This window comes from Streptomyces sp. NPDC037290, assembly GCF_055603245.1.
Map to the genome: position 1 here is coordinate 79,871 of NZ_JBVJVZ010000014.1, position 25,855 is coordinate 105,725.

Genomic DNA, 25,855 nt, shown 5'->3' on the forward strand with positions numbered 1-25,855 from the left:
ATTTCTACGCGCGTACACCCCGACATCGTTGCCATCGGCGCGCCCGAGGTCCGGCCCCGGGTGTCAGCTCACGATCAGGTGGTCGAACTCGCCGTCCTTGATGCCGAGCAGCATGGCCTCGATCTCCGCGCGCGTGTAGACGAGCGCCGGGCCGTCGGGGAAACGCGAGTTGCGTACGGCGACCTCGCCGCCCGGCAGCCGCGCGAACTCCACACAGGAACCCTGCGAATTGCTGTGCCTGCTCTTCTGCCAGGCCACTCCGACCAGCTGCGCGGCAGCAATGCCGTTGTACACGTCGTACCCCCCGTACACGCCGTCAACGTCGCGGTCCACAGGTCGCTCCCCGGTGGTGCACTGGCTGGCGCCATAGATGCTGTGGTCAACTGACCCGGATCATAACCTTGTTCACGTGCAGATGCATGAGCAAATGCACGTGCACGCGGGGTGTTCCCATGGTTACTGGTTTGACGTCCGCTTTACCGAAGCTGCTCCAGCGCCTGCCCCAGAGCAGGCAGGACATGCCCACGCCATCCCCCGTACATGATCTTCCGTGCCATCAACTGGGCCGGGTCGTCCGGATCGAAGCCCTCGTGCACCAAGAAGAGACGCGTACCGCGCCCTTCGTGTTCCAGGGTCCAGGTGATGGTCCAGTCCGCGGGATTGGCCGGATCGGCGTCGGCCCAGCGGACGGACAGCATCCGCTCGATGTCGTAGGCCAGGACCCGCACCTCCACCACCCCGGAGAAGCGGGAGGCCGGACGCGGGACGGAGGTCATCCGGTACCGGTGGCCGACCTCCAGCCGGAAGCCCTCGGCGCCGGGCATCTGCCAGCGGGCGAGCAGTTCGGGGTCGGTCAGGGCGCGCCAGACCTTGGCGGGCGGATGCGGGAAGAACTGGTCGACGCGGATGGTGGTCAGGTCGTCCGCGTCGGGGCCGGGTGCGGTGCTCATGAGTGGTGATCGTCGGGCATGCTGTCGAGGAGATCGCCGAGGCCCTTCAGCCGCTCGCGCCAGAACCGCTCGTACGGGTGGAGCCAGTCCTGCACGTCGGCGAGCGGGGCGGCCTCGAGGCGGTAGATGCGCTGCCGTCCGGAGCGCTGTTCGGAGACGAGGCCGGCCTCCCTGAGCACCCTGAGGTGTTCCGAGAGGCTCGGGCGGCGCATGTCGAAGTGGTCGGCCAGGGCTTGCACGGGCTGCGGCCCGCGCTCGCGCAGCAGCCGCAGCACCTCGCGGCGGGTGGCGTTGGCGAGCGCGCCGAAGACGCGATCCTCGGCGGCGGTACCCGTCCCGTTCATGGAGCGCTCAGAAGCCTTCCTTCTCCGTCAGCAGCATCAGACCGTTGCCGTCGGGATCCGTGAACGAGGCCATGCGCCCCCACGGGAGTTCGTCCGGCCCCTGTACGGGGGTCCCGGCCGCGGCGAGCCGGGCGCAGTCCGCGTCGACGTCGGTCGTGACCAACATGATCCCCCGTGCGGAGCCGGGCGTGAAACCGCCCATGCCGGATCCGGAGAGCGTGAAGACGGTCTGGGCGCCCTCGGGGGCCACCTGGAGCCAGCGGGCCCTGGGGCGTGTCCCGGTCGGCGGTGACGGCGAGACCGAGGACGTCCCGGTAGAAGCGCAGGGCACGGTCCTGGTCGGAGACCGGAAGCGTGACGAACGAGGCGTGGGTGATGGTCATGCCCGGAAGGATAGGTAGGCAATCCCCTACGCGTCAACCGTAGGGGATTGCCTACCTATAGGGGTCGCCCGCTGGAGCACGGCGAGGGTCAGCGAGGGGGACCGAGACCTGGGAGTGCGCTGTCCGCTGGCGAAGAAGAGCAGGACCGCGACGTACGCGCCTTCGGCCTGTTTGGGCTGGACCTGCGCGACCAGGCTCACAACGGATTCCTGCCCGGCGCCCGGAAGTCCTCCTGCTCACGGCTGATAGCTTGCTGCGGGCCGCCCACGCCGAGGACGGCCGGCCGCTACTGCTTGGGAGCTTTCCGGTGACTTCTGCGACTGCAAGGAGTGCGACTGCAAGGGCACGAACCGCGACCGTGGCCGCGGGGCTGGTGGGCGCGCTCGCCGCGCTGACCGCCTGCAGCGGGGGCGGCGGCGGCAAGACCACCCCCTCGGCGACGCCGAGCGCGACGGCGGCACCCACCACCAGCGCCGGCCCCTCGGCCGTGACCGGAGCCGACGGCAAGCTCCAGGGCAGCTGGATCACCACGAGCGGCGGCAAGATCGTCGCGCTGGTGATCACCGGGAAGAAGGCCGGGCTGTTCGTGACCGGCCGCAAGGCGTGGTGCCGCGGCGCCGCAGGCGAGGAGTCCGGGATGCAGATGATCCATCTGACCTGTCCCGACGGCAACAAGGAGCGGGTCACCGGCATGGTCGAGTCGGTGGACGGCAAGGGCATGACGGTGAACTGGTCGGGCAAGACCGGCCAGGAGACGTACACCAAGGCGGCGGGCGGCAAGCTGCCCTCGGCATCGCCGACCCGGGTGAAGCAGTGACGTCGGCGGGGCGCGCCACCTGAAGTGGTGATTCCGCAGGGGTGCGCGAGCGGGTGCGACGCGCAGGCGACATGATGCAGGGGCACCGTCACGACCTCGATGGGACCTGCTCATGCGCGCCATTCCGCTCACCGTCACGGCCTTCGCCGCCGCCCTGCTGCTCACCGCCTGCGGTGGCGGCGGGGGCAAGGGCGAGAGCAAGAACAGCTCGGCCTGCGAGATCGGCGGGGTCTCCGTACAGATCGGGTCGGCGAGCGTCGCACCGAAGACCGGCGACACGGGCGAGATTCCCGTGAGCATCACCAACCAGAGCAAGCCCTGCACGCTGGACCAGTTCCCGGGCGTCGTCCTGAACGCCGGCAGCGCGAAGAGCAAGGTGCCGGCGCTCAAGGGCGCGCAGGCCCAGAAGCTCAAGCTCGCCAAGGGCGACTCGGCGTCCTTCACCATCAGCTATGTGCGCGGCGGGACGGGCGACAAGACCGGCATCGACGCGAAGACCGTGACGATCAGCCTGCCGGGCTCCCCCACCGCGCGGAGCTTCCCCTGGTCGTACGGCCCCGTCGCGGTCCAGACCGGCGGCAGCGGCCCGGACGCGTCCGTGAGCGCCTTCCAGCAGGTCGGCGACTGAGGGTCCTTCGGCAGGAGAGGATCCTCCGGCAGCCGGAGGCGGGTCACTCCAGCCGGGGGCGGTGCCTCACCTGGGCTCGGTCCGCCGCCCGCGCGCCCTCTGTCCAACCGGCCGCGTCGCTCACTCCGCGCAGCCGGGTCGTGGTGGTCTCGGGGAACATGCGCTCCAGCCGGTCGGTGACGGCCAGCCCCCGGCCGGCGAGGACCGGCAGCAGCTCCTGGGTGACGTGGGTCTCGGCGGCGGCCGCGAGCCGGTCGCCCACGCGGTGGGCGTAGGCGGCCAGGAACGACTGCCGGAAGGTCTTGGTCCGCTTGCGGCCGCCGGCTCTCTGCGCGGCCTCCGCCTTGGTCATCGCGTGCGTGGCCTGCACCAGCAGCGAGGTGTAGAGCAGCTCGACCGCCTCCAGGTCCGCCTCGAAGCCGACGACCGTGGAGAAGCCGAGCGGTTCGTTCCACACCGCGCGGCAGTTGTTCGCGCCGGCCACGGCGTCGAGCAGGACCGCCTTGGCCTGTTCGTACGGTGGCTCGACACCGATCCGGCAGGCTCCGGGCGCGTCCGGCGCGGGCGCCCCGGCGGCGAGCAGCGCCTCGTCGACGCTGTGTCTCGCCATCAGCTCCTGCGCCTTGGCGCTGAGCGCTTCCGCCTCCTGCGGATACCCGGTCGCCTCGGCCTTGGCGAGCAGCGCGCGGATGCGGGTGAGCATGCGGGAGGCGGCCGGGCCGGGGGCGCGGCGGGGCTCTTCCTCCAGGGGCTCCAGGGCGGGCAGGCGCAGCAGCAGGCGATACAGCTCCAGTGCGGTCGTGGCCTGCGTGAAGCGGTCGGCATCGCGGACCGGCTCCTCGGGCAGGTCCGCGAGCTGGGCGGTCCAGCGGCGTCCGCGTGGGCGGTCCCGCCCGGCCTGCGCGCGGATCAGCACGGCGGCCCGGCGCACATGGGTGTCCTCCAGCTCGCGCCGCACCAGTCGTACGACGTCGGCGGGCTGCCAGCCGCGCTGCCAGGCCGTCGCCATGAACTCCTCGCCGCGGCGCGCGAGTTCGGCGTCCACGGCGGAGTCGGCGGCAAGCAGGGAGGCACCGGTGTCGAGGCCGGTTTCGGTGTCGTCGTAGAGGGCGGCCCGGAAGGCCTGCTCGACTGTGCTGGCAGTGCTGGTCACATCGTCGATCGTGCCATGCCCCACCGACACCGGGCCGAGCGTTGTCCACAGGCTGTGGATGGAGCGGCGGCGCGATGGCGCGAGGGGGTCGAGGCCGACGGGTGTGAGGGAGTGCGGGCGGCCCCGGCCAAGGTAGTCGCCGAGGCGGGCGGGAGCGGGGAGGGCGACCACGAAGGAAAGGCAAGACTGTCAACCGTAGGTTGACAGCCCTTGGGGGGCAACCTACGGTTGACACATGGCGACCAATCCGAACATCACGGCATCCTTCCGCCTCGACGACCTCATCGAGGCCATCAAGAAGGCCCACTCCGAGCCCCTCGAACAGCTCCAGGACGCGGTGATCGCCGCCGACCACCTCGATGACGTGGCCGACCATCTCATCGGCCACTTCGTCGACCAGGCCCGGCGCTCGGGCGCCTCCTGGACCGAGATCGGCAAGAGCATGGGCGTGACCCGGCAGGCGGCGCAGAAGCGGTTCGTGTCGAAGGAGTCCGCCGAGCTCGGTGCGGCCGACTTCAGCCGCTTCACCACGCGCGCGCGAAACGTGGTCATGGCCGCGCACAACGAGGCACTGACCGCCCGCAGCCCCGAGGGCCGCCCCGAGCACCTGGTCCTCGGCCTGCTGGTCGAGCCGGAAGGGCTGGGCGCGAAGGCGATCACCGAGCAGGGCGTCCTCCTGGACGCCGTACGCCAGGCCGCGGCCGCCGCGCTCCCGGCCGCCGCGGAGGAGGTCCCCGACCTCGTCCCCTACGGCCCCGACGCCAAGAAGGTCCTGGAACTCACCTTCCGCGAGGCCCTCCGGCTCGGCCACAACTACATCGGCACCGAGCACATCCTGCTCGCGCTCCTGGAGCACGAGAACGGCCGGGGCGTCCTCAGCGGCCTCGGGATCACCAAGGCGGCGACCGAGCAGTACCTCGGCAGGGTGCTGGCACTGCTGCTGGAGCAGCGCCAGGAGCCCGACGCGGACTGAACGAGGACCGAACGAGGACTGAAACCGCAGGTCGGCGCGATTGTCAGACCCGCCTGCCACACTCGCCCTCATGACCGACCGGTGGGCGCTCGCACCGGCCGAGGACACAGGCGTGGACGTCGCCCCCCTCGGCCCGGACGGGCTGCCCGCCGGGCCGGTGCGGCGGGAGAGCGATCTCGCCGGGGCGGTGCGGAGCCGCCCGGAGGTGACGCGCTGGGTGTGGCGGTCCACCCCCGAGGTCTACCCGCGTCTGCTCGCCACAGGGGTGCGAGTGGAGCGGTGTTACGACATCGAGGACGCCGAGACACTCCTGCTCGGCCACGAGGGCCGGTACGGCGAGCCACGCTCGGCCGCCGCCGCCCTGGCCCGCCTCCGGGGCGGCCCCGTGCCGCCCGATCCGCCCCAGCGCTCGGCCGAACCCGGCGCGCAGTCCCCGCTGTTCGAGCCCACCGGCACCCCCCTGCCGCTGACCGACCTCCTCACGGTCTACGCCGAGCAGCTCCGGCGGCACGACCGGACCGCGCACCCCGACCGGATGCGGCTGCTGACGGCCGCCGAGTCGGCCGGCATGCTGGTGGCCGCCGAGATGAACCACGCGGGCCTGCCGTGGAGCACCGACGTCCACCGCGGCCTGCTCCACGACCTGCTGGGCGAGCGGTACGCGGGCGGGGGCGAACCGCGCCGCCTCGCCGAACTGGCCGACCAGGTGTCCGCCGCCTTCGGCCGCCGTGTGCGCCCCGACCTGCCCGCCGATGTCGTCAAGGCCTTCGCGCAGGCCGGGATCAAGGTGCGCTCCACCCGCCGCTGGGAGATCCAGTCCCTCGACCACCCGGCCGTCGAACCCCTGCTGGAGTACAAGAAGCTGTACCGCATCTGGGTGGCGCACGGCTGGTCCTGGCTGCAGGACTGGGTGCGCGACGGCCGGTTCCGCCCCGAGTTCCTCGCCGGCGGCACGGTCACCGGACGCTGGGTGACCAACGGCGGGGGCGGGCTGCAGATCCCCAAGGTGATCCGCCGGGCGGTGATCGCCGATCCCGGCTGGCGGCTGGTGGTGGCCGACGCCGACCAGATGGAACCGCGCGTACTCGCCGCGATCTCCCGTGACCCCGGCCTGATGGAGGTCGCCGGCCGCGACAGCGACCTCTACCAGTCCGTGTCCGACCGCGCCTTCTCCGGCGACCGCGACCAGGCCAAGCTCGCCGTGCTCGGCGCGGTCTACGGCCAGACCTCGGGCGACGGCCTGAAGAACCTGGCCGCGCTCCGCCGCCGCTTCCCCAGGGCCGTCGCCTACGTCGACGAGGCGGCCCGCGCGGGCGAGGAGGGCCGGCTGGTGCGCACCTGGCTGGGCCGGACCTGCCCGCCGGCCGCCGGGACCGGCGAGGACGCGGCGGAGGAGGCGGGCATCCCCGTCGGCGAGGACGACGCCGAGCCGCAGGCCGACGGCCCTGCCGCCTGGATTCCGGGTTACGCCTCCACCAACTCCCGCGCCCGGGGCCGCTTCGCGCGGAACTTCGTCGTGCAGGGCAGCGCCGCCGACTGGGCCCTGCTGATGCTCGCCGCGCTCCGCCGGGCCTGCGCGGACCTCAAGGCTGAGCTGGTCTTCTTCCAGCACGACGAGGTGATCGTGCACTGCCCCGCCGACGAGGCCGACACGGTCGTCCAGGCCATCCGTCACTCCGCCGACCTGGCCGGACGGCTGACCTTCGGCGAGACACCGGTGCGGTTTCCGTTCACGACGGCGGTGGTGGAGTGCTACGCCGACGCCAAGTGACCACCCGCCGAGCGCACTTCGGCCACGTCGGACCGGATCCGCTTCGGTCAGTCCGCGAGAAGGTCCCGCAGTTCCGTCACGACCGCCTGCTCGTCCGTGCCGTCCAGCGCCGTGAGTGCCGCGCGCCAGGCGTCGTTCGCCTCCGGCCGGCGCCCCTGCGCGCACAGCAGCAGGCCCTGCTGGTGCCGGGCCAGGCCGCCCATGTAGCGGTCGGCGCGGGCGTCGGCCCTGCTGAGCAGCTCGGCACACTCGTGGGCCGCCCGCGAGGTCTCCCCCAGCTCCCGCAGCGCGCGGACCAGGCCGAGCCGGGTCTGGGACTCCCCGTGCCAGTCGCCGTGATCGCCGAGGATGCGCCGGCTCTCCTCGAAGTGCGCTGCGGCGGCGCCCGGTTCGCCCAGGGTGAGATGGGCGTAGCCGATGTTGCAGTGCGCCGAGTGCTGCACGATGACCGCGCCGATCGCGTCCCCGATCGCCAGCGAGCGCCGGTGCTGTTCGATGGCGGCGCGCGGGTCGGTGTGCTCGTAGAGGTTGCCGAGGTGGCTGTGGGTGACGGCCTCCCCGTAGGGGTCGTTCAACTGCCGCGAGTAGGCGAGGCTCTGCCGCAGTGCCTCCCCGGACTCCGCGAACCGCCCGAGTCCCTCCAGCAACAGCCCGCGGTTGTTCAGGCAGCGCCGGATCCGGGAGGTCACACCGAGCCGCCGCCAGATCTCCAACGACTGGTCGGTGAGGGTGAGGGCGTCCTTCTGCCGGCCGGTCAGGAAGTGCAGGCCCGCCAGGTCGCCCAGGGCGTACGCCTCGGCCGCCGCGTCCCCGAGCCGCCGCGCCGCCCCGAGCGCGGCCCGCCCCAGCACCTCCATCTCGGCGACCAGTCCGCTGCGCTGGACATACGGGAAGACCAGCCGTGCCAGCACCGAGAGGTGGGCGGCCCGGTCCGCGTCGGGCGTGTCCGCGTTCCGTGACACCAGGGCGACGACGTTCTCCAGCTCCACCTCGCCCCAGGCGAAGGCCTGCTCGGGCGACTCGAAGGACGCCAGCCCGGCCACGTCCGTCGTGTGCTCCGGAGGTTGCGCGGAGGTCGGCCGGCGCCGGTCGTCCTGGTCGAGCCCTGGCTCCACGATCGCCTCGAGCAGCCGCTCGGCCACGGCGGCGTACCAGCGCAAGGCGGTGAGGTCAGGGGCGGAGGCCGCCGGGAGGGGGCCGGATGCGGCAGCGGAACCGGTCCGGCCGACGGGATCCCCGGCCGGGTCGTGGCCTTCCGCGCCCGACGCGGTAGCGGGGGCCCGCGTCCCCGTCTGCTTTTCCGTGTCCGCCAGTTCGCGGGCGAAGTCGCGCACCAGGTCGTGCGGGGCGTAGCGCCCGTAGGCCGTCTCCTCCAGCAGGGCGACGTCGACCAGGCGGTCGAGGGCGGCCTCGGCGCGGCGCTCGTCGGTGCCGGTGAGACGGGCGATCAGCGGGGCGCTGTAGGTGGGCAGATCGAGCGCGCCGATGTGGCGCAGGGTGAGGGCCGCGTCCCGGTCGGCCTCGCGTTCGGCGGCGGCGAGCGCGTCGTGGGCGACGGCCAGGGAGCGCCGGACGCTCAGGTCGTCGTACTCGAGGTGCCGCAGCCGTCCGCCGGTCTCGGCGAGTTGGCTCGCCAGCACATCCGGGGTCAGGGCGCGGCGGGCGGCGAGCCGGGCGGCGACGACGCGCAGCGCCAGCGGGAGCCCGCCGGTCAGCTCGACCAGCGCATGACCGGCGTCCAGTCCCTCGCGGCCGCTCACCGCGCGCAGCAGCGCCGCGCTGTCCTCGCCGGTCAGCGGGGCGAGCGGGAAGCGCCGGGCGCCGTCGAGCGCGGTCAGTGGCGAGCGGCTGGTGACGATCACCGCGCAGCCCGGTCCGGCCGGCAGCAGGGGCCGTACCTGGGCAGCGCTCGCGGCGTCGTCCAGCACCAGCAGGATGCGGGCCGGGGCGAGCAGCGAGCGGAGCAGGGCGGCTGCCGCGTCCGGGTGTTCGGGGATGCTGCGGGGCTCGGTGCCCAGGTCCCGGAGCAGCGCGGCGAGTGCCTGGGCGGAGGTGAGCGGGGTCATGCCGGGGGTGGCGCCGTGCAGGTTGACGTACAGCTGGCCGTCGGGGAAGCGTTCCCGCAGTTCATGCGCGACATCGAGGGCCAGGGCGCTCTTGCCGACGCCCGCCATGCCGCTGATCACGGCGATGGCGGGAGCCGGGGCGGGAGGCTCGGTGAGCCCGTGCCGCAGCTCGCGGCGGACGTCGGCCCGGCCGGTGAACTGGGCTGGCGGCGGGGGAAGTTGCGCCGGCCGGGGAATCTGCCGGGCATCCGGCGCCCCGCCCTCGTGCGGGTGCGGCGCCGCGCCGTCACCATCGGCGGCGGTGACGGCCGAGTGAGCGGAATCCTGCGAGCGCTGGCGGGTGTCTCGCTCCGCGCCCGGCCGGCGGGCGTCGTCCTGCTCGTCCGCGCGCCGCTGCTTCTCGTCACTCCCCCGCAGCACCTCGACATGCGCCTCGCGGACCGCCGGGCCCGGTTCGATGCCGAGTTCCTCGACCAGGCGGGCGCGCAGATCACGGTGGACGGCGAGCGCCTCGGCCTGACGGCCGGTGCGGTGCAGGGCGAGCATGAGCTGACGGTGGTACGCCTCGCGCAGCGGGTGCTCGGCGACCAGCGCCGCCAGTTCGGGAACGATCCCGGCCACCCGTGCGCTGCCCAGGGCGAGTTCGGCGTCGTAACGCCACTCCAGCAGGAGCAGCCGGGCCTCCTCCAGACGCTGCACCAGGGCATAGCCGCCGAGGTCGGCGGGGAGCCCGCTGAGCGGGGTGCCGCGCCAGAGCGCGAGCCCGGCCGTGCAGGCCCCTACGACACCCGGCCAGTCCCGCCGGGCATGCGCGGCCCGGGCCTCGGCGACCCGGGCCTCGAAGACGTGCAGGTCCAACTCGCCCTGGTCGACACGCAGTACGTATCCCGGCGGTACGGCCCTGAGCCGGTCGGGGTCGTCCAGGAGCCGGCGCAGCCGGGTGACGTGGTTGTGCAGGGACGCCTGCGCGGAGACGGGCGGCGCCCCGCCCCACAGGGCGTCCTTCAGCGACTCCACCGACACGACCCGGCCCGGCTCCAGCAGCAACGCGGCGAGCAGGGTACGCACCTTGGGACTGCCGATGGCGCGGACGCGGTTGTGGGGGGTGTCGGTGATGTCCGTGACGTACGCGGTGTCGGCGGGCTCCTGGGGAGGGGAGGTCCGGGGGCTGTGGGGGGCGGTGTCGTGGGGAGCGGGGCTGGTGGAAGCATCGGCGCTGGCGTCGCCGGGACGGGTGCCGTCGGCGGCAGGTCCGCCTGGAAGGGCGCCGGGGGGCTGGGTCGAGATCCCGAACGGTGGTCGGTCATAGAGGACCGGTGGCCCCAGCAGTCCGAACCGCAGCTCGCACCGCCGCATCACGCCGCTCCACTGCCTTCCCGTGCGGTCGGGACCGACCACGCTCCGCGACGAGCACGCGCCCGCCGTTCCTTGGCGGAAATCCGCCCTGTCCACAACGGTTTCCCGCCACCTTCTCCTTGCCGGCCCGGCCCCGGATCGGCCTGTTCGAGGGATTGTTCTGGATACCGTCGGCGAGTTCCAGCCAACGGGGCCGCGACCTGCCGACGAACCGTTGGCCACATGTTAGCGATCCGTTGGCGAATCCTGATGTGATCATCTCCATCGGATCGGGCCCGACGGCGCGCGCGTATGTCGCGTAACTCGGGGGAGTGTCGCCGCAGGCTGGATCCGGGGACACAAGGGGCCCCGGTCGGCGGAGGTGAACGCCCGGGGCCCCGTCCCACTCTTCCCCCACGGTCGTTTGCTCCGGTCAGCCCGTCGGCATAACCCCGCGGCCCGCTTCATGCGCGGCCACCTACCTTCGCATCGTCGGTAGTTGCCTTACTCCGTTCCCACGGTAGACCTCGCGCCCCGCCTCACCGCGGATCACGCCCGCGACACCGGGCAGAGCCCCCGCCAGGACCATCGGCGGACCCCACGCTGCGCGCGCACGGCGGACATCCACGCCTCTGCGCACCGGTGCGGACCGCGCCTCGGAGCGCTGCGGGCCCGGCACCTCCCCTCGCCGAACGAGACACCGCCCCGTGAAGTCCCCCGCCCCGGCCCCTCAGACGACCGGCGGACGTCCCAGCCGGGTCAGTCGCCACACCGTGCGCCAGCGCATCGGGCGACGCCCACCGGACGGTTCTCGTACCCCTTCCACGAAGCCGCCGAACCATGCCTTCAGACCCGCCAGGGAACGGGTGCGGGCCAGAGTGAGCAGCGTCCAGATCCCGAGGTGTACGGGGATCAGGGGCAGCGGCAGCCGGCGCCGGACGAGCCAGACGCGGTTGCGGGCGTTGACGCGGTAGTAGATGGCGTGCCGGGCCGGCGAGGTCTTGGGGTGCTGGAGCAGCAGCTCGGGGGCGTAGAGGATCTTCCAGCCGGCGTCGGCGGCGCGCCAGGCGAGGTCGGTCTCCTCGTGCGCGAAGAAGAACTCGGCGGGCCAGTCCCCGGTCTCGGCCAGCATCGCCATGCGCAGGGCGTGCCCGCCGCCGAGGAAGCCGGTGACGTAACCCCCGCGCAGCGGATCCGACGTGCCCACGCGGGGCACGTGCCGCTGCTGGGTCTCGCCGTGCTCGTCGGCGATGCGGAAACCGACGATGCCGAGGCGCGGGTCGGCGGCGTACAGGTCCCGTACGCGCCGCAGCACATCGGCGTCGACGAGCAGCCCGTCGTCGTCCAGTTCCACGACCACGTCGACGTCGCCGTACTCCCGCAGCCGCGCGAGGGCGACGTTACGGCCGCCCGGGCAGCCGAGGTTCTCGTCGACGTCGATGGTGGTGACCTCGCCGGGCAGGGAGAGCCGGCGGGCGAACTCGGGCAACCGGCAGCCGTTGCCGACGATGACGATGCGGGCAGGAGCGAGATCCTGCTTGGCCACGGATTCCAGCAGGGCGTCGACCTCGGCGGGCCGGTTGCCCATGGTCACCACGGCGACGGCGATCCTCGGCTCCACCACGTCCCTCAACCCCATCCGGCCGACGACGGCACCGCCTCCTGACCGTGCGGTGCCCGCCGTTCACCAAGATGTTGCCTCAAGTCCGCGGGTTCACCCGACCCCGATTCACTTGACGCCCCTTTTGCCCCTGATTCACCTCGCCGATCCCCGAAGTACCGCCACAACGCGAGAAACCCAAGGCCGGCTGATACCTGACCTGGGGTTTCGATGGAGCCGCCTTCGGGATTCGAACCCGAGACCTACGCATTACCAGTTGTCCGATCTCGACACGGGAGCCTCCACGGGCGTCCGCGAAGCGGGCTCCGCGCCTGGTCAGGAGCGCCACCGGGCACCAGTAGACGCGGGAGGACGACAGCGGAACCCGCGGCAACTGAGACCGCGATTGAGACCGCTGCCCCTCGCCTGCTGACAGACACCTCCGCCGGGCGCCGCTCCACACCCCTCCGTGAAACAGAAGAAGTGGCGGCGCGCGCCACCGTTCGCAAGGAGGCAGGGGTCGCCCGCGACTGTACGCGGTGCGGGATGCGCGAGAAATGACCGATAATAGCCTGAATCAGCGGAACGGGCCACCTCCAGCCTTCATTGACAGATTTCACATGCGAGTGCAGCCGAAACCGGTTATTGGAGGCGCACCCAAAGGAGGGGCGTTTCCCTTCGAAGCGGCGTGACTCACGGCTTCGAGACACGCCTCGTGCATGCCTGAGATTTTCCGGTCATTCCCGGATGGTAACCACCCCAGTCCCGATGCCCCGAGGAGCGGGCGCGCGGGTCGGACGGCCAGCAATCCGCACCCGCACACACTCAGAACCCGCCCCTGTAGCAGAAATCGCCTCGGCCGGCGTCCCATGCGGTGACGGCTCGCCCCGGAGGGATGGGCCACCGTCCGTCAGCTGAGCGCCATGGTCCATGACTAGTGGCGCTCGCGTTCGTGTTCGGCGCGGCTTTCAGTTTTCCGGCCCCCTGCCAGTCGGCAGCCACCGAACTGGAGTTGAGTCGCCGGCGCTGCAGCTTGCCAGCAAGGCCGCGGGAACAGTCTGAGCGAAGGCCGTGTACTACAGAAGCTTCGGAACGCAATTTTCGCCAGGAAACTGCCCCGGAGAGGGCGGTAAATCACATTCCTTCTTCTTCAAGTTATCCCGCTCCTCCTTATTTTTCTCATAGGAGTTGTATTCATCCCGCCTCTCTTCGAAATCCTCCGCGTTATCCTTATCCATGGTTTTATCCCGCTCAAACAGCTTACCCCGCAGCTCCTTATCCCCTTCCCCCCACTCTTCCCGCCGCTTTTCCCGCCGCTTGGAAGTCTCGCCTGCGGGGGCCCCATTTGCTTCCCGGGCTGCCCACCCGGCCGCATTCTCTGGAGGCGGCGTGCCTGACGGGCCCGTACGTTCTTTCTGACGCTCCTCAGACCGCTTAATTTCGTCAGCCAACCGCTTTTTCCTCTGTTCCTCCTTCGGGTCCCCCCCAGGGGGCTTCGCGGCATGTGTTGCCTGCTGAAAGGCGTTCGTACGCCAGGGAGCGAGTCCTGCTGATTGCTGCGCCAGCTCAGTGAGGTGGTGGCCTTTTGCCCGTTCAATGCTCGCGTACGCCGCTCGGGCCAAATGTGCCTTACTCTCGGTGTCAAACCCATTGGACGGAAGGGTCTCGACAGTTGACGGAGTCGCCGCACCAGAAGCGCCACCCGGAATGGCTGCTGCGGACTGCGAAGTACCCAGCAAACTAACTGTGGTGACAGCAAGCACCGTTGTGAGCAACCGCTTCGAAACGCGTTTCTTCATCTGCGTCAGTCACCGATCCGTTCTCCGAGTACGTTTACCAAATAGAGCGTCATGCTCTCTTGAGGTGACGACTGGGTGAGCCGAACGAGTGATGGATTCCGTGACCGCAGAGGATGACAGCCGAGCAATCCGTTGACGCTCCCGACATGAGCGTTGCTCGTCGACCGTCGACCGCCACGCGGAAAAGGCGCGACTGAGCCTCTTCAGCGGATACCTCTGGAGTGATCAGCCGCCAGACGTTGACTGGGCTTCCGGGATCGCCCCGAGGAAGCCCAGCGGAAGAAGCCCGCCACGGCGCCACAACGTCGTGGCGGCCGGAAGGGCGACAGGTGCGAAGCGCCCGCCCGTTGGATCCGGTCATCCCGCGAACTGTCCTATTCGGCCGCGGCCAATCGGGCTCCTTGGCCGTAGCATTCGGCTATGGAGTGGAAGTGGGTGTTTGTGGCCACGTTGCCTGTATTGATGTTGGGAGCCGCAACCAAGCTGGTAGAAGTTGTGTTGCGCCTAGAGCGGAAGTTCCGTGAACTGGATCGGCAACATGGGCGACTGACCGGGGCGAAAGGTTCAAGCACGGGCGACTGACAGATCAATCGAACGGAATGCTGCCGTTGCCAGTGATGTTCATAAGGCTTGAGAAGCTGTACGCGGAGAAGGTCCGTTCCTGGCCGTTCGGTAATCGAAGCTTGCGGTCCTCATCCTCGTAGACCTCGTAGGCAGCTCTTGTGTCTTTCATCGCGATGGAGCCACCCCAGCGTTCCCGCCAGTCAGCTTCGTCGGCGTGCTCGTCTCGCCGGCCCCAGAACGTTGCCTGCACAGTGCGCCACTGACCGTTGGCGAAGACCTCAACGTCACCTGAATAAATGGTCATGGTTGCAGCGTGATGCCCAAGGCACATGCCCGCACGTCCGCAGCTGCCTCGATCGGGCTACGGTCTACCTCATACGAGTGCAGGCCCGAACGAAGGTGACCGACGATCCACCGCATGAAGGTGGGCCGCTTCGCCGCGGCTCCGAGGAACGCCTTTGCCTCCTCCTTGGTGAAGGGGTTGGCCTCGGTCTCGTCGATGCTCGGCGCCCCACTGAGACCAGAAGTGAGACCACCGACACCCGTGCGGCGCGCCCCCGGCGCCGCCGTCGGATCCGCCGAACGCAAAAGCCCAGCTCAGACAATGTCTGGGCTGGGCTTCAAAAGAGCCGCCTTCGGGATTCGAACCCGAGACCTACGCATTACGAGTGCGTTGCTCTGGCCATCTGAGCTAAGGCGGCGCGCCGTCCGCACTATGGTGCGATCGGCAACGTCGGTAAGTCTACACAGTTTCTGAGGGTGCTCCGACCACGCCCCGGAGGCGAGGGCTCCGGGGCCGGCGGCAGGGGCTATGAGCAGCGCTTTCCCACGGTCGGCGGGGTGCCGTGGAGCAGATAGGTGTTGATCGCCGTGTCGATGCAGGTGCTTCCGCGGCCGTAGGCGGTGTGGCCGTCGCCGACGTACGTCAGGAGGCGGGCCGAGGAGAGCTGGTGGGCCAGGGACTGCGCCCAGCGGTAGGGGGTCGCCGGGTCGCGGGTGGTGCCGACGACCACGATCGGCGTCGCGCCCTTCGCCTCGATGCGATGCGGCCCACCCGTGGCCTTCACCGGCCAGTAGGCGCAGTTCAGCGAGGCCCAGGCCAGGCCGACGCCGAAGACCGGGGACGCCTTCTCGAAGGCGGGCAGCGCCTTCTCCACCTGGTCGGGGCCCGTGAAGGCCGGTGGCAGGTCCAGGCAGTTCACCGCGGCGTTGGCCATCATCAGGTTGCTGTAGTGGCCGTCGGCGTCACGTTCGTAGTAGCTGTCGGAGAGCGCCAGCAGACCCGCGCCGTCGTTCTTCTTCATCGCGGAGGTCAGCGCCTCGCGCAGCTGCTCCCAGGTGCCCTGGTCGTACATCGCCGCGATCACCCCGGTCGTGGCCAGCGCCTCACCGAGCTTGCGGCCGCCCGCGTCACCCGCCGGCACGGGATGCGCGTCGACCTTGCGGAAGAACGCACTGAGGTGCTCGCCGACCTGCGCGGGCGTCGTGCCCTTGCCGCCGAGCGGGCAGTCGGAGTGCCGTACGCAGTCCTTCGCGAACGCCTGGAACGCCGTCTCGAACCCGGCCGTCTGCTCCAGGTTCATCTCCCGGGCGTTCAGGGACGGGTCCATCGCGCCGTCCAGGACCACCCGCCCGACCCGGCCGGGAAACAGCCCGGCGTACGTCGCCCCGAGGAACGTGCCGTACGACGCCCCCACGTAGTTCAGTTTCGGATCACCCAGCGCCGCCCGCAGGATGTCCATGTCCCGCGCCGCCTCGACGGTGGAGACGTGCCGCAGCAGCCGCGCCGAGTGGGCCCCGCAGCTCTCCGCGAACTTCATGTCCCCCGTGACCAGCGCGTTCCGCTCCTTCTGGTCGTCGGGTGTCAGATCCGTCTGCGTGTATGCGTCCATCTGGCGGCCGTCGAGGCACTCGACCGGCTCACTGCGGGCAACGCCGCGCGGGTCCACCGCGACCATGTCGTACCGCGCGCGGACGTCGGCCGGATAGCCGATGCCCGCGTAACTCTGCAGGTAGCCGACCGCCGAGCCGCCCGGACCACCCGGGTTGACCAGCAGCGAACCGAGCGGCTTGCCCTTGCCGGTGGCCCTCTTCCGGGCGACGGCGAGCCGGACGTCACCCGACCCCGGCTTGGCGTAGTCCAGCGGGGCCTTCATCGTCGCGCACTGGAAGCCGGTGACGCCGCAGCTGCGCCAGTGCAACTTCTGGCTGTAGTACGAAGCCAGCGCCGACGGCGTCGCATGCGGCAGCGCGGCCAGCACGACGTCCGTCGCACCTCCGGCCGACGTGGTCGAGTTCCCGGAGGAGCAGGCGGACACGAACAGGGCGACGGTCGCGAGCAGGGTGGCCGCGAGGCGGGCCGTCGTCCGGGTGCGGGGGCCCCTTGTCCGGCGGGGGGATGGCCTGAGGTGCATCCGCCGAGCGTAACGCTGTGCAACGGCACGGGTGCGATGCGTGTGGATTATGGCTCGTACGAGGGACATGGGCGCCCGGGCCAAGTAGCCCTGCATGTGGTCGCCCGCTGCGCCAGGGCGGTCCGCCATGGCGCGTGGTCAGCCCGCGGTGCGTGGTGAGCCCGCGGTGCGTGGTGGTGGTCAGCCCGCCCGCAGCGCCATGGTCATCGCTTCCACCGCCAGCAGCGGGGCCACATTGCGGTCGAGGGCCTCTCGGCACGCGGCGATCGCCTCAATACGGCGGAGCGTGGCTTCCGGGGCGCTGCCGCGCGCCAGCCGCTCCAGGGCGTCCCCGGCGTCGGCGTTGGCGATCGCCACGCGGGAGCCGAGCTGCAGGGCGAGGACGTCGCGGTAGAAGGCGGTGAGGTCACCGAGGGCGATGTCGAGGCTGTCGCGCTGCGTGCGGGTTCTGCGGCGCTTCTGCATGTCCTCGAGGTCCTTCATCACGCCCGCCGTGCCGCGCGGCAGGCGGCCTCCCTGGGTCGCGCCCAGCGCCGCCTTCAGTTCCTCGGCCTCCTTGCCGTCCATCTCCTCGGCGAGCTGCTTGGCGTCCTCGGCCGCCGCGTCGACCAGTTCCTGGGCGGCCTTGAGGCAGGCACCGACCTCGTCGAGGCGCAGGGGCAGCTTGAGCACGGCCGTACGGCGCTCGCGGGCCGCCGGGTCGGTGGCGAGGCGCCGGGCCCGGTCGACATGGCCCTGGGTGGCGCGGGCGGCGGCGGCCGCGACCTCGGGTTCGATGCCGTCACGTCGTACGAGCATGTCGGCGACCGCGTCCACGGACGGCGTGCGCAGGTTCAGGTGGCGGCAGCGGGAGCGGATCGTCGGCAGGACGTCCTCGATGGAGGGGGCGCACAGCAGCCAGACCGTGCGCGGAGCGGGCTCCTCCACCGCCTTGAGGACGGCGTTCGCCGACTTCTCGTTCAGCCGCTCGGCGTCCTCGACGAGGATGATCTGCCAGCGGCCGTTCGCCGGGGCGGTGAACGACTTGCGGACCGTGTCCCGCATGTCCTTCACGAGGATCTCGGAGCCCACGGCGGCCACCGTGGTGACGTCCGCGTGCGTGCCGAGCAGGGCGGTGTGGCAGCCGTCGCAGAAGCCGCAGCCGGGGGATCCGCCGAGGGCGCGGTCCGGGCTGACGCACTGCAGGGCCGCGGCAAAGGCCCGCGCCGCCTGGTTCCGGCCGGCTCCGGGCGGGCCCGTGAACAGCCAGGCGTGCGTCATCTTCGACGCCTCGGGCAGGGGCTGGTCGGCCGCGGCGGCCGTGACGAGGGCGTCGGCGTCCCGCGCGGCCGCGTCGAGCACCGCGCTCACCTTCTCCTGCCCGACGAGGTCGTCCCATACGGTCATGGGTCACGCCGCCCTTCCGTCACTCTGCGCTTCCACCATCCATTGTGCGGGTGGGCACTGACACCGCGGGCCCGGCGGCCGTGACGGGAAAGGGCGGCGCCGATCGCTGTCCGACCGGCGCCGCCGCGAGCCTGTGCCGGCGAGAAGCCGGCCGCCAGCCGCGTCAGCTGCGTCGGCCCCGGCCGCGGCCGCTGCGGCCCTGCTCCTCGTCGTGGTCGCCGTGGTCCCGCTCGTCGTACGACCCCAGCAGCTCGTCCGCCAGCGACGGCAGGTCGTCCAGCGGGGTCTCCTCGGCCCAGTCGGGCCGCGGCCGGCGGCGAGGGGTGCCGTCGGCGTCGACCTGGGGCATCTCACGCGTACGGTCCTCGGAGCCGTCGGGGTCCGCGGCGGGTCGCTCGTCCCGGAAGAAGCCGTGCGGCACCCGGTCCTCCGGTGCGTCCCCGCGTACGGGCGGCAGTACGGCCGTCTCGTCGGCCGCACCGGGAACCGGCGGCAGCACGGCCGTCTCGTCCACCGCACCCGGAACCACCGGCGGCAGCACCGCCGTCTCGTCCACCGCGCCCGAAACCGGCGGCAGCACGGTCGTTTCATCCGCCGCGCCCGGCACCGACGGCGGCTGCGGCAGCTCGGCCGTCACCTCGGCGTCGGAGCCGGGCGCGGCCGCCCCGGCCGCCTCCTGCTTCCCGCCGCCCTGACCACGGTCGTCCCGTTCGTCGCGTACGGGGCGCAGCACCGTCGTGTCCTCGGTGCCGCGCGCACCCGGCGACACCACCGGCGTGGGAACCGTCGCCGCGTCCGGAACCACCCCCGGCGCTGCCGGAAGGGGCGCTCCGGACCTGCGGGCCGCCGTGTCGGCCGCCGTCGCTGCCTCGGCAGCCTGCCGACGGGCCTCCTCGGCGCGCAGCAGCGCCTCCTCGGCCTTGCGCTGCTTCTCCAGGCGGCGCGCGTCCTCCTCGGCGCGCTGCCGGGCCTGCCGGGCCTCTTCCTCGGCGCGCAGCCGGGCCTCCTCCTCGGCCTGCTTGCGGCGCCGCTCCTCCTCGGCCCTGCGGCGGGCCTCCTCCTCGGCGCGGGCCTTCTCCTCGGCGAGCAGCCGCTGCCGCTCCTCCTCCGCGCGCCGGGCCGCTTCCGCCGCCCGCTGCCGGGCCTCCTCCGCCTGCCGTTCGGCCTCGCGGCGCTGCGCCTCCTCCAGCTCGCGGCGCTTGCGCTCCTCCTCCTCGGCGCGCAGCCGGGCCAGCTCCTCCTGGCGCTCGCGCTCCAGGCGCTCCTCCTCGGCCTTGCGCGCGGCCTCTTCCTCGGCCTTGCGGCGGGCCTCCTCCTCGGCCTTCTTCCGCGCCTCCTCCTGGGCCTTGATCTCGGCCTCGGAGAGCGGCAGCACGGTGTCGAGCCGGTGCCGGATCACCGTGGTGACGGCCTCGGGTTCCTGGCCGGCGTCCACGACCAGGTAACGGCCGGGGTCGGCGGCGGCCAGCGTGAGAAAACCGGACCGCACGCGCGCGTGGAACTCCGCCGGCTCCGACTCCAGCCGGTCCGGCGCCTCGGTGAACCGCTCGCGGGCGGTCTCCGGCGAGACGTCCAGCAGCACGGTCAGGTGGGGGACGAGCCCGTTGGTCGCCCAGCGGTTGATGCGGGCGATCTCGGTCGGGGACAGATCGCGTCCGGCGCCCTGGTAGGCGACGGAGGAATCGATGTACCGGTCGGAGATCACGATCGCGCCGCGCTCCAGGGCGGGGCGTACGACGGTGTCCACGTGCTCGGCGCGGTCGGCGGCGTACAGCAGCGCCTCCGCGCGGTGGGACAGGCCCGCCGAGGACACGTCCAGCAGGATCGAGCGCAGCCGCTTGCCGACGGGCGTGGCGCCCGGCTCGCGGGTGAGCACGACCTCGTGGCCCTTGGCGCGGATCCACTCGGCGAGGGCCTCGGCCTGGGTGGACTTGCCTGCCCCGTCGCCGCCCTCCAGGGCGATGAAGAAGCCGTTCGTCGCGGGCGTCTCGACCGGGTCGTCGCCGCCGAGCAGCGCGTCCCTGAGGTCCTGGCGCAGCGGGATGCCGGAGCGGTCGTCGACCTTGGCGAGCACCAGCGCCGCCACCGGCAGCAGCAGCGCGCCGACCAGCATCAGCGTGAAGGAGGCGCCGCCGTGCGCGAAGACGAACCTGCCGTTCTCCATCCGGTGCCGGCCGATGAGCCCGGCGACCACGGGGGCGATCAGCGCGCCGAGCGCGATGAAGACCCGGACGACCGCGTGCAGGTGCTCGGTGACGCGCGCCCGGCGGTAGTCCTCGGTCTCCTGGTCGAGCAGGGCGTGCCCGGTGTTCGCCGCCACGCCCGCGGTGACACCGGCCAGCGTGACGATCAGCAGCACCGTGGTGACGTCCGGGACCAGCCCGGCGGCCAGCAGCGCGATTCCGGTGAAGGCGATCGCGAGGGCGAGCAGCCGACGGCGCGAGAGGGAGGGCAGCAGCAGGGGAGCCGTACGGATGCCGATGGCGACACCGCCGGTCAGGCCCAGCACCAGCAGGCCGTACAGGACCGGGCCGCCGCCCAGGTCGGTGGCGTGCAGCACGCACACCGAGACGGCCGCCGCGACGGCGCCGGCCACGGCGGCGCAGGCCGGGACGAGCAGCGGGATCGCGCCCGTGCGGCCCTTGTCCACGCCGGTGCCGGTGCGCGGGCGGCGCAGGCCCTCGAGCGGGGACCGAGCGCGCGGGGTGCGCGTGTCGGGCAGCTCCAGGAAGGTCAGCACGGAGAGGGAGGCGGCGAACAGGCCGGCCGCCAGATACGCCCCGAGGGCCGCGTGGTGCTGGTCGAACCAGGCCACACCGGTGCCCAGCAGGTTGCTGAGCAGGCCGGCTACGACCAGTGCGGCGGCCGCCAGCGGGACGGCCACGTAGCTGGTGCGCAGCGAGAGACGGCGCAGGGCGTCCATGTGGTCCGGCAGCGGCCGTACGGTGGCGCCCTCCGGGGGCGGGCCGGGCAGCAGAGCAGGGGCCGCGCTCTCCCGGCACACCGTCCACAGGCGCTCGGCGACGCCGGTGACGAAGGCGGTGACCAGCACGACGGCCAGTGCCTTGTCCGGGGTCCAGTCGATCCACAGGGGCGCGACGATCAGCAGCGCGGCGCGCACGCCGTCGGCGCCGACCATGGTCCAGCGGCGGTCGAGCGGGCCCTCCTGGGCGGTGAGCGTGGTCAGCGGACCGAGGAGGACCGCGCCGAACAGCAGCGCGGCGAGGACGCGTGCCGCGAACACCGTCGCCACTGCGAACGCCACACCCCGGTATCCACCGCCGAAGGCGCCCTGCGTGATCGCCGCCTGGAGGGCGAGGACGACCAGGACGAGAAGTGCAAGGGTGTCGCCGACACCGCTCACCAGCTGCGCGCTCCACAGGCGCCGCAGCTGCGGTCGGCGCAGCAGGGAACGGACGGCGCGCTCGCGGGAGTCCGCGACCAGGTCGTCGTCCGGGGCTGTGGTGGGGGCCGTTGGCTGCTCGGCTCGCGTCATGCGTTCAGCCTATCCGCAGCCACCGACACCACACCTCGCCTCCCTGGCATGGGCACGCCCCGACACCAAAGTGATGCCGGGGCGTTCGCTGAGCGAAGCCGAAGGCCGCCTACGGCGGTCGGCCCTGCGCGCCGGAGGCCGTCCGCCCCCGTGCGGGAAGCCACCGCTCCCTGCAATCGGAAACCGCGGGTCGTGAAGCCCTGGGGCCCGCTGCCGGGACGTCGCCGCTCCGGCGGCAGAAGCCGCGGTCTCCCTGCCGGGGCCGTCAGTCCTCCGAAGCCGTCGCCTTGGAAGCAGCCGCCTTCTTGGCGGTCGTCTTCTTCGCCGTGGTCTTCTTCGCGGCCGCGGTCGTCTTCTTCGCCGCCGTCTTCTTGGCGGCGGTCTTCTTGGCCGGGGCCGTCTTCTTGGCGGTGGCCTTCTTGGCGGCGGTCTTCTTGGCGGGGCCCTTCGCACGCTTCTCGGCGAGCAGTTCGAAGCCGCGCTCCGGGGTGATCGTCTCGACGCTGTCGCCCGAGCGGAGGGTCGCGTTGGTCTCGCCGTCGGTGACGTACGGACCGAAGCGGCCGTCCTTGACCACGACCGGCTTGGCGGAGACCGGGTCCTCGCCCAGCTCCTTCAGCGGGGGCTTGGCGGCGGCCCGGCCACGCTGCTTGGGCTGGGCGTAGATCGCCAGCGCCTCCTCCAGCGTGATCGTGAAGAGCTGGTCCTCGGACTGCAGCGAGCGCGAGTCCGTGCCCTTCTTCAGATACGGGCCGTACCGGCCGTTCTGCGCGGTGATCTCCTGGCCTTCGGCGTCGGTGCCGACGACGCGCGGCAGCGACATCAGCTTGAGCGCGTCGTCGAGCGTCACCGTGTCGAGCGCCATCGACTTGAAGAGCGAGGCCGTGCGCGGCTTGACCGCGTTCTTGCCGGTCTTCGGGGTGCCCTCGGGGAGGACCTCCGTGACGTACGGCCCGTAACGGCCGTCCTTGGCGACGATCGTGTGGCCGGTGGCGGGGTCCGTGCCCAGCTCGAAGTCGCCGCTGGGCTTGGCCAGCAGCTCCTCGGCCAGCTCGACGGACAGCTCGTCCGGCGCCAGGTCGTCCGGGATGTCGGCGCGCTGGTGCTGCTCGGTGTCCTTCTCGCCGCGCTCGATGTACGGGCCGTAGCGCCCGACGCGGAGCACGATGCCGTTGCCCACCGGGAACGACGACACCTCGCGCGCATCGATCGCGCCCAGGTCCGTCACCAGCTCCTTGAGGCCACCGAGGTGGTCCCCGTCGCCGTTGCCGGCCTCGGCCGCGCTGCCGACGCCGTTGTGCCCCTCGCCGAAGTAGAAGCGCTTCAGCCACGGCACGGCCTTCGCCTCACCGGCCGCGATGCGGTCGAGGTCGTCCTCCATCTTGGCGGTGAAGTCGTAGTCGACGAGCCGCCCGAAGTGCTTCTCCAGGAGGTTGACCACGGCGAAGGACAGGAAGGACGGCACCAGGGCCGTGCCCTTCTTGAAGACGTAGCCGCGGTCGAGGATCGTGCCGATGATCGACGCGTACGTCGAGGGGCGGCCGATCTCGCGCTCTTCCAGTTCCTTGACCAGGGAGGCCTCGGTGTAACGGGCCGGGGGCTTGGTGGCGTGGCCGTCGACCGTGATCTCCTCGGCGGACAGCGCGTCACCCTCGGCGACCTGCGGCAGCCGACGCTCGCGGTCGTCCAGCTCGGCGTTCGGGTCGTCGGCACCCTCGACGTAGGCCTTCAGGAAGCCGTGGAAGGTGATCGTCTTGCCGGAGGCGCTGAACTCGACGTCCCGGCCGTCGGCGGCGGTGCCAGCGATCTTGACGGTCACGCTGTTGCCCGTCGCGTCCTTCATCTGGGAGGCGACGGTCCGCTTCCAGATCAGCTCGTAGAGCTTGAACTGGTCACCGGTCAGGCCGGTCTCGGCGGGAGTGCGGAAACGATCACCCGAGGGGCGGATCGCCTCGTGGGCCTCCTGCGCGTTCTTGACCTTCGCGGCGTACGTGCGCGGCTGCGGCGGGAGGTAGTCGGCGCCGTAGAGCTGCGTGACCTGCGCGCGGGCCGCCGCGATCGCCGTGTCGCTCAGCGTCGTGGAGTCCGTACGCATGTACGTGATGTAGCCGTTCTCGTACAGCTTCTGGGCGATCTGCATCGTCGCCTTCGCGCCGAAGCCGAGCTTGCGGCTGGCCTCCTGCTGCAGCGTCGTCGTACGGAACGGGGCGTACGGCGAGCGGCGGTACGGCTTGGACTCGACGGAGCGCACGGAGAAGCGGGTGTTCTCCAGGGCGGCGGCGAGGGCGCGGGCCGTCGCCTCGTCGAGGTGGAGGGTGTTCGCGCTCTTGAGCTGTCCCACGGAGTCGAAGTCGCGTCCCTGCGCGACCCGCCTGCCGTCGACGGTCTGCAGGCGGGCGACCAGCGACGACGGGTCCGACGGATCCCCGGCGCGGCCGCTCGCGAAGGTGCCCGTCAGGTCCCAGTACTCGGCAGAACGAAAAGCGATGCGCTCGCGTTCCCGCTCGACGACGAGACGGGTCGCGACGGACTGGACACGGCCGGCCGACAGGCGCGGCATGACCTTCTTCCACAGGACCGGCGAGACCTCGTAGCCGTAGAGGCGGTCGAGGATGCGGCGGGTCTCCTGGGCGTCGACCAGCTTCTGGTTGAGCTGGCGCGGGTTGGCGACGGCCTCGCGGATCGCGTCCTTGGTGATCTCGTGGAAGACCATCCGCTTGACGGGGATCTTCGGCTTGAGGACCTCCTGGAGGTGCCAGGCGATCGCCTCGCCCTCCCGGTCCTCATCGGTGGCGAGGAACAGCTCGTCGGAGTCCTTCAGTAGATCCTTGAGCTTCTTGACCTGCGCCTTCTTGTCGGCGTTGATCACATAGATCGGCTGGAAGTCATGGTCGACGTCCACACCGAGGCGGCGTACCTCGCCGGTGTACTTCTCGGGCACCTCCGCGGCGCCGTTGGGGAGGTCGCGGATGTGCCCGACGCTCGCTTCGACGACGTAGCCGGGGCCGAGGTAGCCCTTGATCGTCTTCGCCTTGGCAGGCGACTCGACGATGACGAGTCGGCGGCCGCCCTGTGCGGTCTCGCTGGTCGGGGACAACTTCGCTCTTCTCTCCGGTCGACGCTGTGGCCTCCCCAGGCCTTGGTCCCGGGGTCGCGGCGTGCTTCTGGCACGTGTGATGCTGCGGAGTGTGACGGTACATCCCGCCCCCGTGTCAAACGGGAAAAGCCCACAACGGCCACTCGAACGGTAACCCGACTACCGCCATTCCTGCCGCCCGGAGTCCCGGGTACCCAGGTCAGGCATGTCCGGAGCGTGCTGCTCCCCTTACTCTCGCGGGTCCGCGCCGCCGTACGCCCGCCGACGTCAGAGGCGGGTCAGGCAGTACACACCGAGGGCCAGCGCGACCGTCCCGGCCACGCTCGCAAGGGCGGCCGATGCGACCTGGTTCACACCGTGCGCCACCGGCTCGCGGCGCCTGAGGCGGGTGCCGGTCCAGGCCAGCAGAGCGCCTCCGAACAGGGCGAACACCATGCCCGTGAAGATCGCCGGACCGTTCTCCATCCCCCGCAACACCTCTTCCGTACCGCCCGGCTCTGCCCAGCGCCGGGAGACTGGCACGTGCGGGAGAAGGACGGACTACGCCGGGGTGAACGGAGGGCCAACGTGATGCCGAACACGTGATCGTCCGCCGTCGGCAGGCACGCCCTCCGTATTTTTCCGGCCTTTTTCCCGGCACCGGCGCGTCCCGGCACCCCGCACCGGTCCGCTCCGGCCCGTGCCGCCGGCATACGACGGTGATCCGGACGCGGCCGCAGAGGTGCCCCAAGACGGCTACGACGGCTCGGGCACCCGGCGTGCCGCAGGCGCACCAGCCGCCGCGGCCCGCCGCACACCGAGCCGACGGCGGCGCCGGGCGCCCCTCCGGGTGGGGAAGCTCCGGTCTGCCGGTGTACTCCGTCCTCCCGCCGCGCTCCGGCCTGCCCACCGGCCAAGGCGCCGCGCCTCGTCGGCATCGACCGGTGGGTGCGCTCCGGCATGCCGGCCCACTCCGACCGAGGCGCCGTCGCCCGACACACTCCGGCCCAGTGGCCGTGACTCGCGAAACCGGACCAGGTGCCGTGGCTCGCGAACCCGGACCAGTTGCCGCGGCCCGCGGAACCGGCCAGGCGCCGGGG

At 71.7% G+C, this 25,855-nt stretch carries 18 protein-coding genes, 1 tRNA gene and 1 pseudogene; 4 read left to right on the plus strand and 16 right to left on the minus strand.

What is annotated here, in order from left to right:
* Positions 1-63 precede the first annotated feature (63 nt).
* From ACZ7HQ_RS34065 to ACZ7HQ_RS34085, 5 genes and pseudogenes are all read right to left on the minus strand, one after another.
* Positions 64-333 (minus strand): DUF397 domain-containing protein, encoded by a 270-nt coding sequence (locus ACZ7HQ_RS34065; protein ID WP_470998518.1) that lies wholly within the window; start codon positions 331-333, stop codon positions 64-66.
* Between the two features lie 143 nt (positions 334-476).
* Positions 477-950, minus strand: coding sequence for an SRPBCC family protein (locus ACZ7HQ_RS34070; RefSeq protein WP_470998521.1), 474 nt, complete (start codon positions 948-950; stop codon positions 477-479).
* Positions 947-1,294, minus strand: a complete 348-nt coding sequence (locus ACZ7HQ_RS34075) for an ArsR/SmtB family transcription factor (RefSeq protein ID WP_470998524.1) — start codon at positions 1,292-1,294, stop codon at positions 947-949. Before ACZ7HQ_RS34075 ends, ACZ7HQ_RS34070 begins: the two co-directional genes overlap by 4 nt.
* Positions 1,295-1,301: 7 nt before the next feature.
* Positions 1,302-1,496 (minus strand): VOC family protein, encoded by a 195-nt coding sequence (locus ACZ7HQ_RS34080; RefSeq protein ID WP_470998704.1) that lies wholly within the window; start codon positions 1,494-1,496, stop codon positions 1,302-1,304.
* A 58-nt stretch (positions 1,497-1,554) separates the two neighbouring features.
* A pseudogene (locus tag ACZ7HQ_RS34085) lies at positions 1,555-1,677 on the minus strand (VOC family protein); the annotation flags it as partial.
* Positions 1,678-2,035: 358 nt separating this feature from the next.
* Between ACZ7HQ_RS34085 and ACZ7HQ_RS34090 the strand changes: the two are divergent.
* Both ACZ7HQ_RS34090 and ACZ7HQ_RS34095 read left to right on the plus strand, forming a co-directional pair.
* On the plus strand, positions 2,036-2,494 hold the full coding sequence (locus tag ACZ7HQ_RS34090; protein WP_470998527.1) for a hypothetical protein: 459 nt from the start codon (positions 2,036-2,038) through the stop codon (positions 2,492-2,494).
* Positions 2,495-2,606: 112 nt separating this feature from the next.
* Entirely contained in the window at positions 2,607-3,122 is a 516-nt protein-coding gene (locus ACZ7HQ_RS34095) for a DUF4232 domain-containing protein (protein ID WP_470998530.1), read from the plus strand.
* A gap of 43 nt (positions 3,123-3,165) precedes the next feature.
* Here the strand turns inward: ACZ7HQ_RS34095 and ACZ7HQ_RS34100 are convergent, their stop codons facing one another.
* Positions 3,166-4,275, minus strand: a complete 1,110-nt coding sequence (locus ACZ7HQ_RS34100) for a DUF2786 domain-containing protein (RefSeq protein ID WP_470998707.1) — start codon at positions 4,273-4,275, stop codon at positions 3,166-3,168.
* A gap of 235 nt (positions 4,276-4,510) precedes the next feature.
* Here ACZ7HQ_RS34100 and ACZ7HQ_RS34105 point away from each other — a divergent pair, with 235 nt between their 5' ends.
* Both ACZ7HQ_RS34105 and ACZ7HQ_RS34110 read left to right on the plus strand, forming a co-directional pair.
* Complete coding sequence (locus ACZ7HQ_RS34105; protein WP_470998533.1) at positions 4,511-5,248, plus strand: Clp protease N-terminal domain-containing protein; 738 nt, start codon at positions 4,511-4,513, stop codon at positions 5,246-5,248.
* A 70-nt stretch (positions 5,249-5,318) separates the two neighbouring features.
* The gene (locus ACZ7HQ_RS34110) at positions 5,319-7,019 is read left to right on the plus strand and encodes a bifunctional 3'-5' exonuclease/DNA polymerase (protein ID WP_470998536.1); all 1,701 of its coding nucleotides are present in this window, start codon (positions 5,319-5,321) and stop codon (positions 7,017-7,019) included.
* Between the two features lie 47 nt (positions 7,020-7,066).
* Here the strand turns inward: ACZ7HQ_RS34110 and ACZ7HQ_RS34115 are convergent, their stop codons facing one another.
* From ACZ7HQ_RS34115 to ACZ7HQ_RS34160, 10 genes are all read right to left on the minus strand, one after another.
* Positions 7,067-10,441, minus strand: coding sequence for an AfsR/SARP family transcriptional regulator (locus ACZ7HQ_RS34115; RefSeq protein ID WP_470998539.1), 3,375 nt, complete (start codon positions 10,439-10,441; stop codon positions 7,067-7,069).
* A 709-nt stretch (positions 10,442-11,150) separates the two neighbouring features.
* Positions 11,151-12,044 carry a glycosyltransferase family 2 protein gene (locus ACZ7HQ_RS34120; protein ID WP_470998542.1) on the minus strand — a complete coding sequence of 298 codons (894 nt, stop codon included), beginning with the start codon at positions 12,042-12,044 and terminating at the stop codon, positions 11,151-11,153.
* A 1,052-nt stretch (positions 12,045-13,096) separates the two neighbouring features.
* Positions 13,097-13,819, minus strand: coding sequence for a hypothetical protein (locus tag ACZ7HQ_RS34125; protein ID WP_470998545.1), 723 nt, complete (start codon positions 13,817-13,819; stop codon positions 13,097-13,099).
* A 586-nt stretch (positions 13,820-14,405) separates the two neighbouring features.
* Positions 14,406-14,687, minus strand: a complete 282-nt coding sequence (locus tag ACZ7HQ_RS34130; protein WP_470998548.1) for a hypothetical protein — start codon at positions 14,685-14,687, stop codon at positions 14,406-14,408.
* A 323-nt stretch (positions 14,688-15,010) separates the two neighbouring features.
* Positions 15,011-15,084, minus strand: a tRNA-Thr gene (locus ACZ7HQ_RS34135).
* A gap of 108 nt (positions 15,085-15,192) precedes the next feature.
* The gene (locus ACZ7HQ_RS34140; RefSeq protein WP_470998551.1) at positions 15,193-16,797 is read right to left on the minus strand and encodes an alpha/beta hydrolase; all 1,605 of its coding nucleotides are present in this window, start codon (positions 16,795-16,797) and stop codon (positions 15,193-15,195) included.
* Positions 16,798-16,977: 180 nt separating this feature from the next.
* Positions 16,978-18,183, minus strand: a complete 1,206-nt coding sequence (locus ACZ7HQ_RS34145; protein ID WP_470998554.1) for a DNA polymerase III subunit delta' — start codon at positions 18,181-18,183, stop codon at positions 16,978-16,980.
* A gap of 163 nt (positions 18,184-18,346) precedes the next feature.
* A complete protein-coding gene (gene tmk, locus ACZ7HQ_RS34150; protein ID WP_470998557.1) occupies positions 18,347-21,679 on the minus strand; it encodes a dTMP kinase in 3,333 nt (1,110 codons plus the stop codon).
* A gap of 265 nt (positions 21,680-21,944) precedes the next feature.
* Positions 21,945-24,776 carry a type I DNA topoisomerase gene (gene topA / locus ACZ7HQ_RS34155; RefSeq protein WP_470998560.1) on the minus strand — a complete coding sequence of 944 codons (2,832 nt, stop codon included), beginning with the start codon at positions 24,774-24,776 and terminating at the stop codon, positions 21,945-21,947.
* A gap of 267 nt (positions 24,777-25,043) precedes the next feature.
* Complete coding sequence (locus ACZ7HQ_RS34160) at positions 25,044-25,241, minus strand: hypothetical protein (protein ID WP_470998563.1); 198 nt, start codon at positions 25,239-25,241, stop codon at positions 25,044-25,046.
* Between the last annotated feature and the right edge of the window lie 614 nt (positions 25,242-25,855).

Excerpts from the sequence above, each read along its gene's own strand:
- ACZ7HQ_RS34095 (WP_470998530.1), top strand. The coding sequence starts at position 2,607 with ATGCGCGCCATTCCGCTCACCGTCACGGCCTTCGCCGCCGCCCTGCTG.
- ACZ7HQ_RS34130 (WP_470998548.1), bottom strand. The coding sequence starts at position 14,687 with ATGACCATTTATTCAGGTGACGTTGAGGTCTTCGCCAACGGTCAGTGG.
- ACZ7HQ_RS34140 (WP_470998551.1), bottom strand. The coding sequence starts at position 16,797 with ATGCACCTCAGGCCATCCCCCCGCCGGACAAGGGGCCCCCGCACCCGG.
- ACZ7HQ_RS34160 (WP_470998563.1), bottom strand. The coding sequence starts at position 25,241 with ATGGAGAACGGTCCGGCGATCTTCACGGGCATGGTGTTCGCCCTGTTC.
- ACZ7HQ_RS34110 (WP_470998536.1), top strand. The coding sequence starts at position 5,319 with ATGACCGACCGGTGGGCGCTCGCACCGGCCGAGGACACAGGCGTGGAC.
- ACZ7HQ_RS34080 (WP_470998704.1), bottom strand. The coding sequence starts at position 1,496 with ATGGGCGGTTTCACGCCCGGCTCCGCACGGGGGATCATGTTGGTCACG.
- ACZ7HQ_RS34145 (WP_470998554.1), bottom strand. The coding sequence starts at position 18,183 with ATGACCGTATGGGACGACCTCGTCGGGCAGGAGAAGGTGAGCGCGGTG.
- tmk (WP_470998557.1), bottom strand. The coding sequence starts at position 21,679 with ATGACGCGAGCCGAGCAGCCAACGGCCCCCACCACAGCCCCGGACGAC.
- ACZ7HQ_RS34075 (WP_470998524.1), bottom strand. The coding sequence starts at position 1,294 with ATGAACGGGACGGGTACCGCCGCCGAGGATCGCGTCTTCGGCGCGCTC.
- ACZ7HQ_RS34115 (WP_470998539.1), bottom strand. The coding sequence starts at position 10,441 with ATGCGGCGGTGCGAGCTGCGGTTCGGACTGCTGGGGCCACCGGTCCTC.
- ACZ7HQ_RS34070 (WP_470998521.1), bottom strand. The coding sequence starts at position 950 with ATGAGCACCGCACCCGGCCCCGACGCGGACGACCTGACCACCATCCGC.
- ACZ7HQ_RS34105 (WP_470998533.1), top strand. The coding sequence starts at position 4,511 with ATGGCGACCAATCCGAACATCACGGCATCCTTCCGCCTCGACGACCTC.
- ACZ7HQ_RS34125 (WP_470998545.1), bottom strand. The coding sequence starts at position 13,819 with ATGAAGAAACGCGTTTCGAAGCGGTTGCTCACAACGGTGCTTGCTGTC.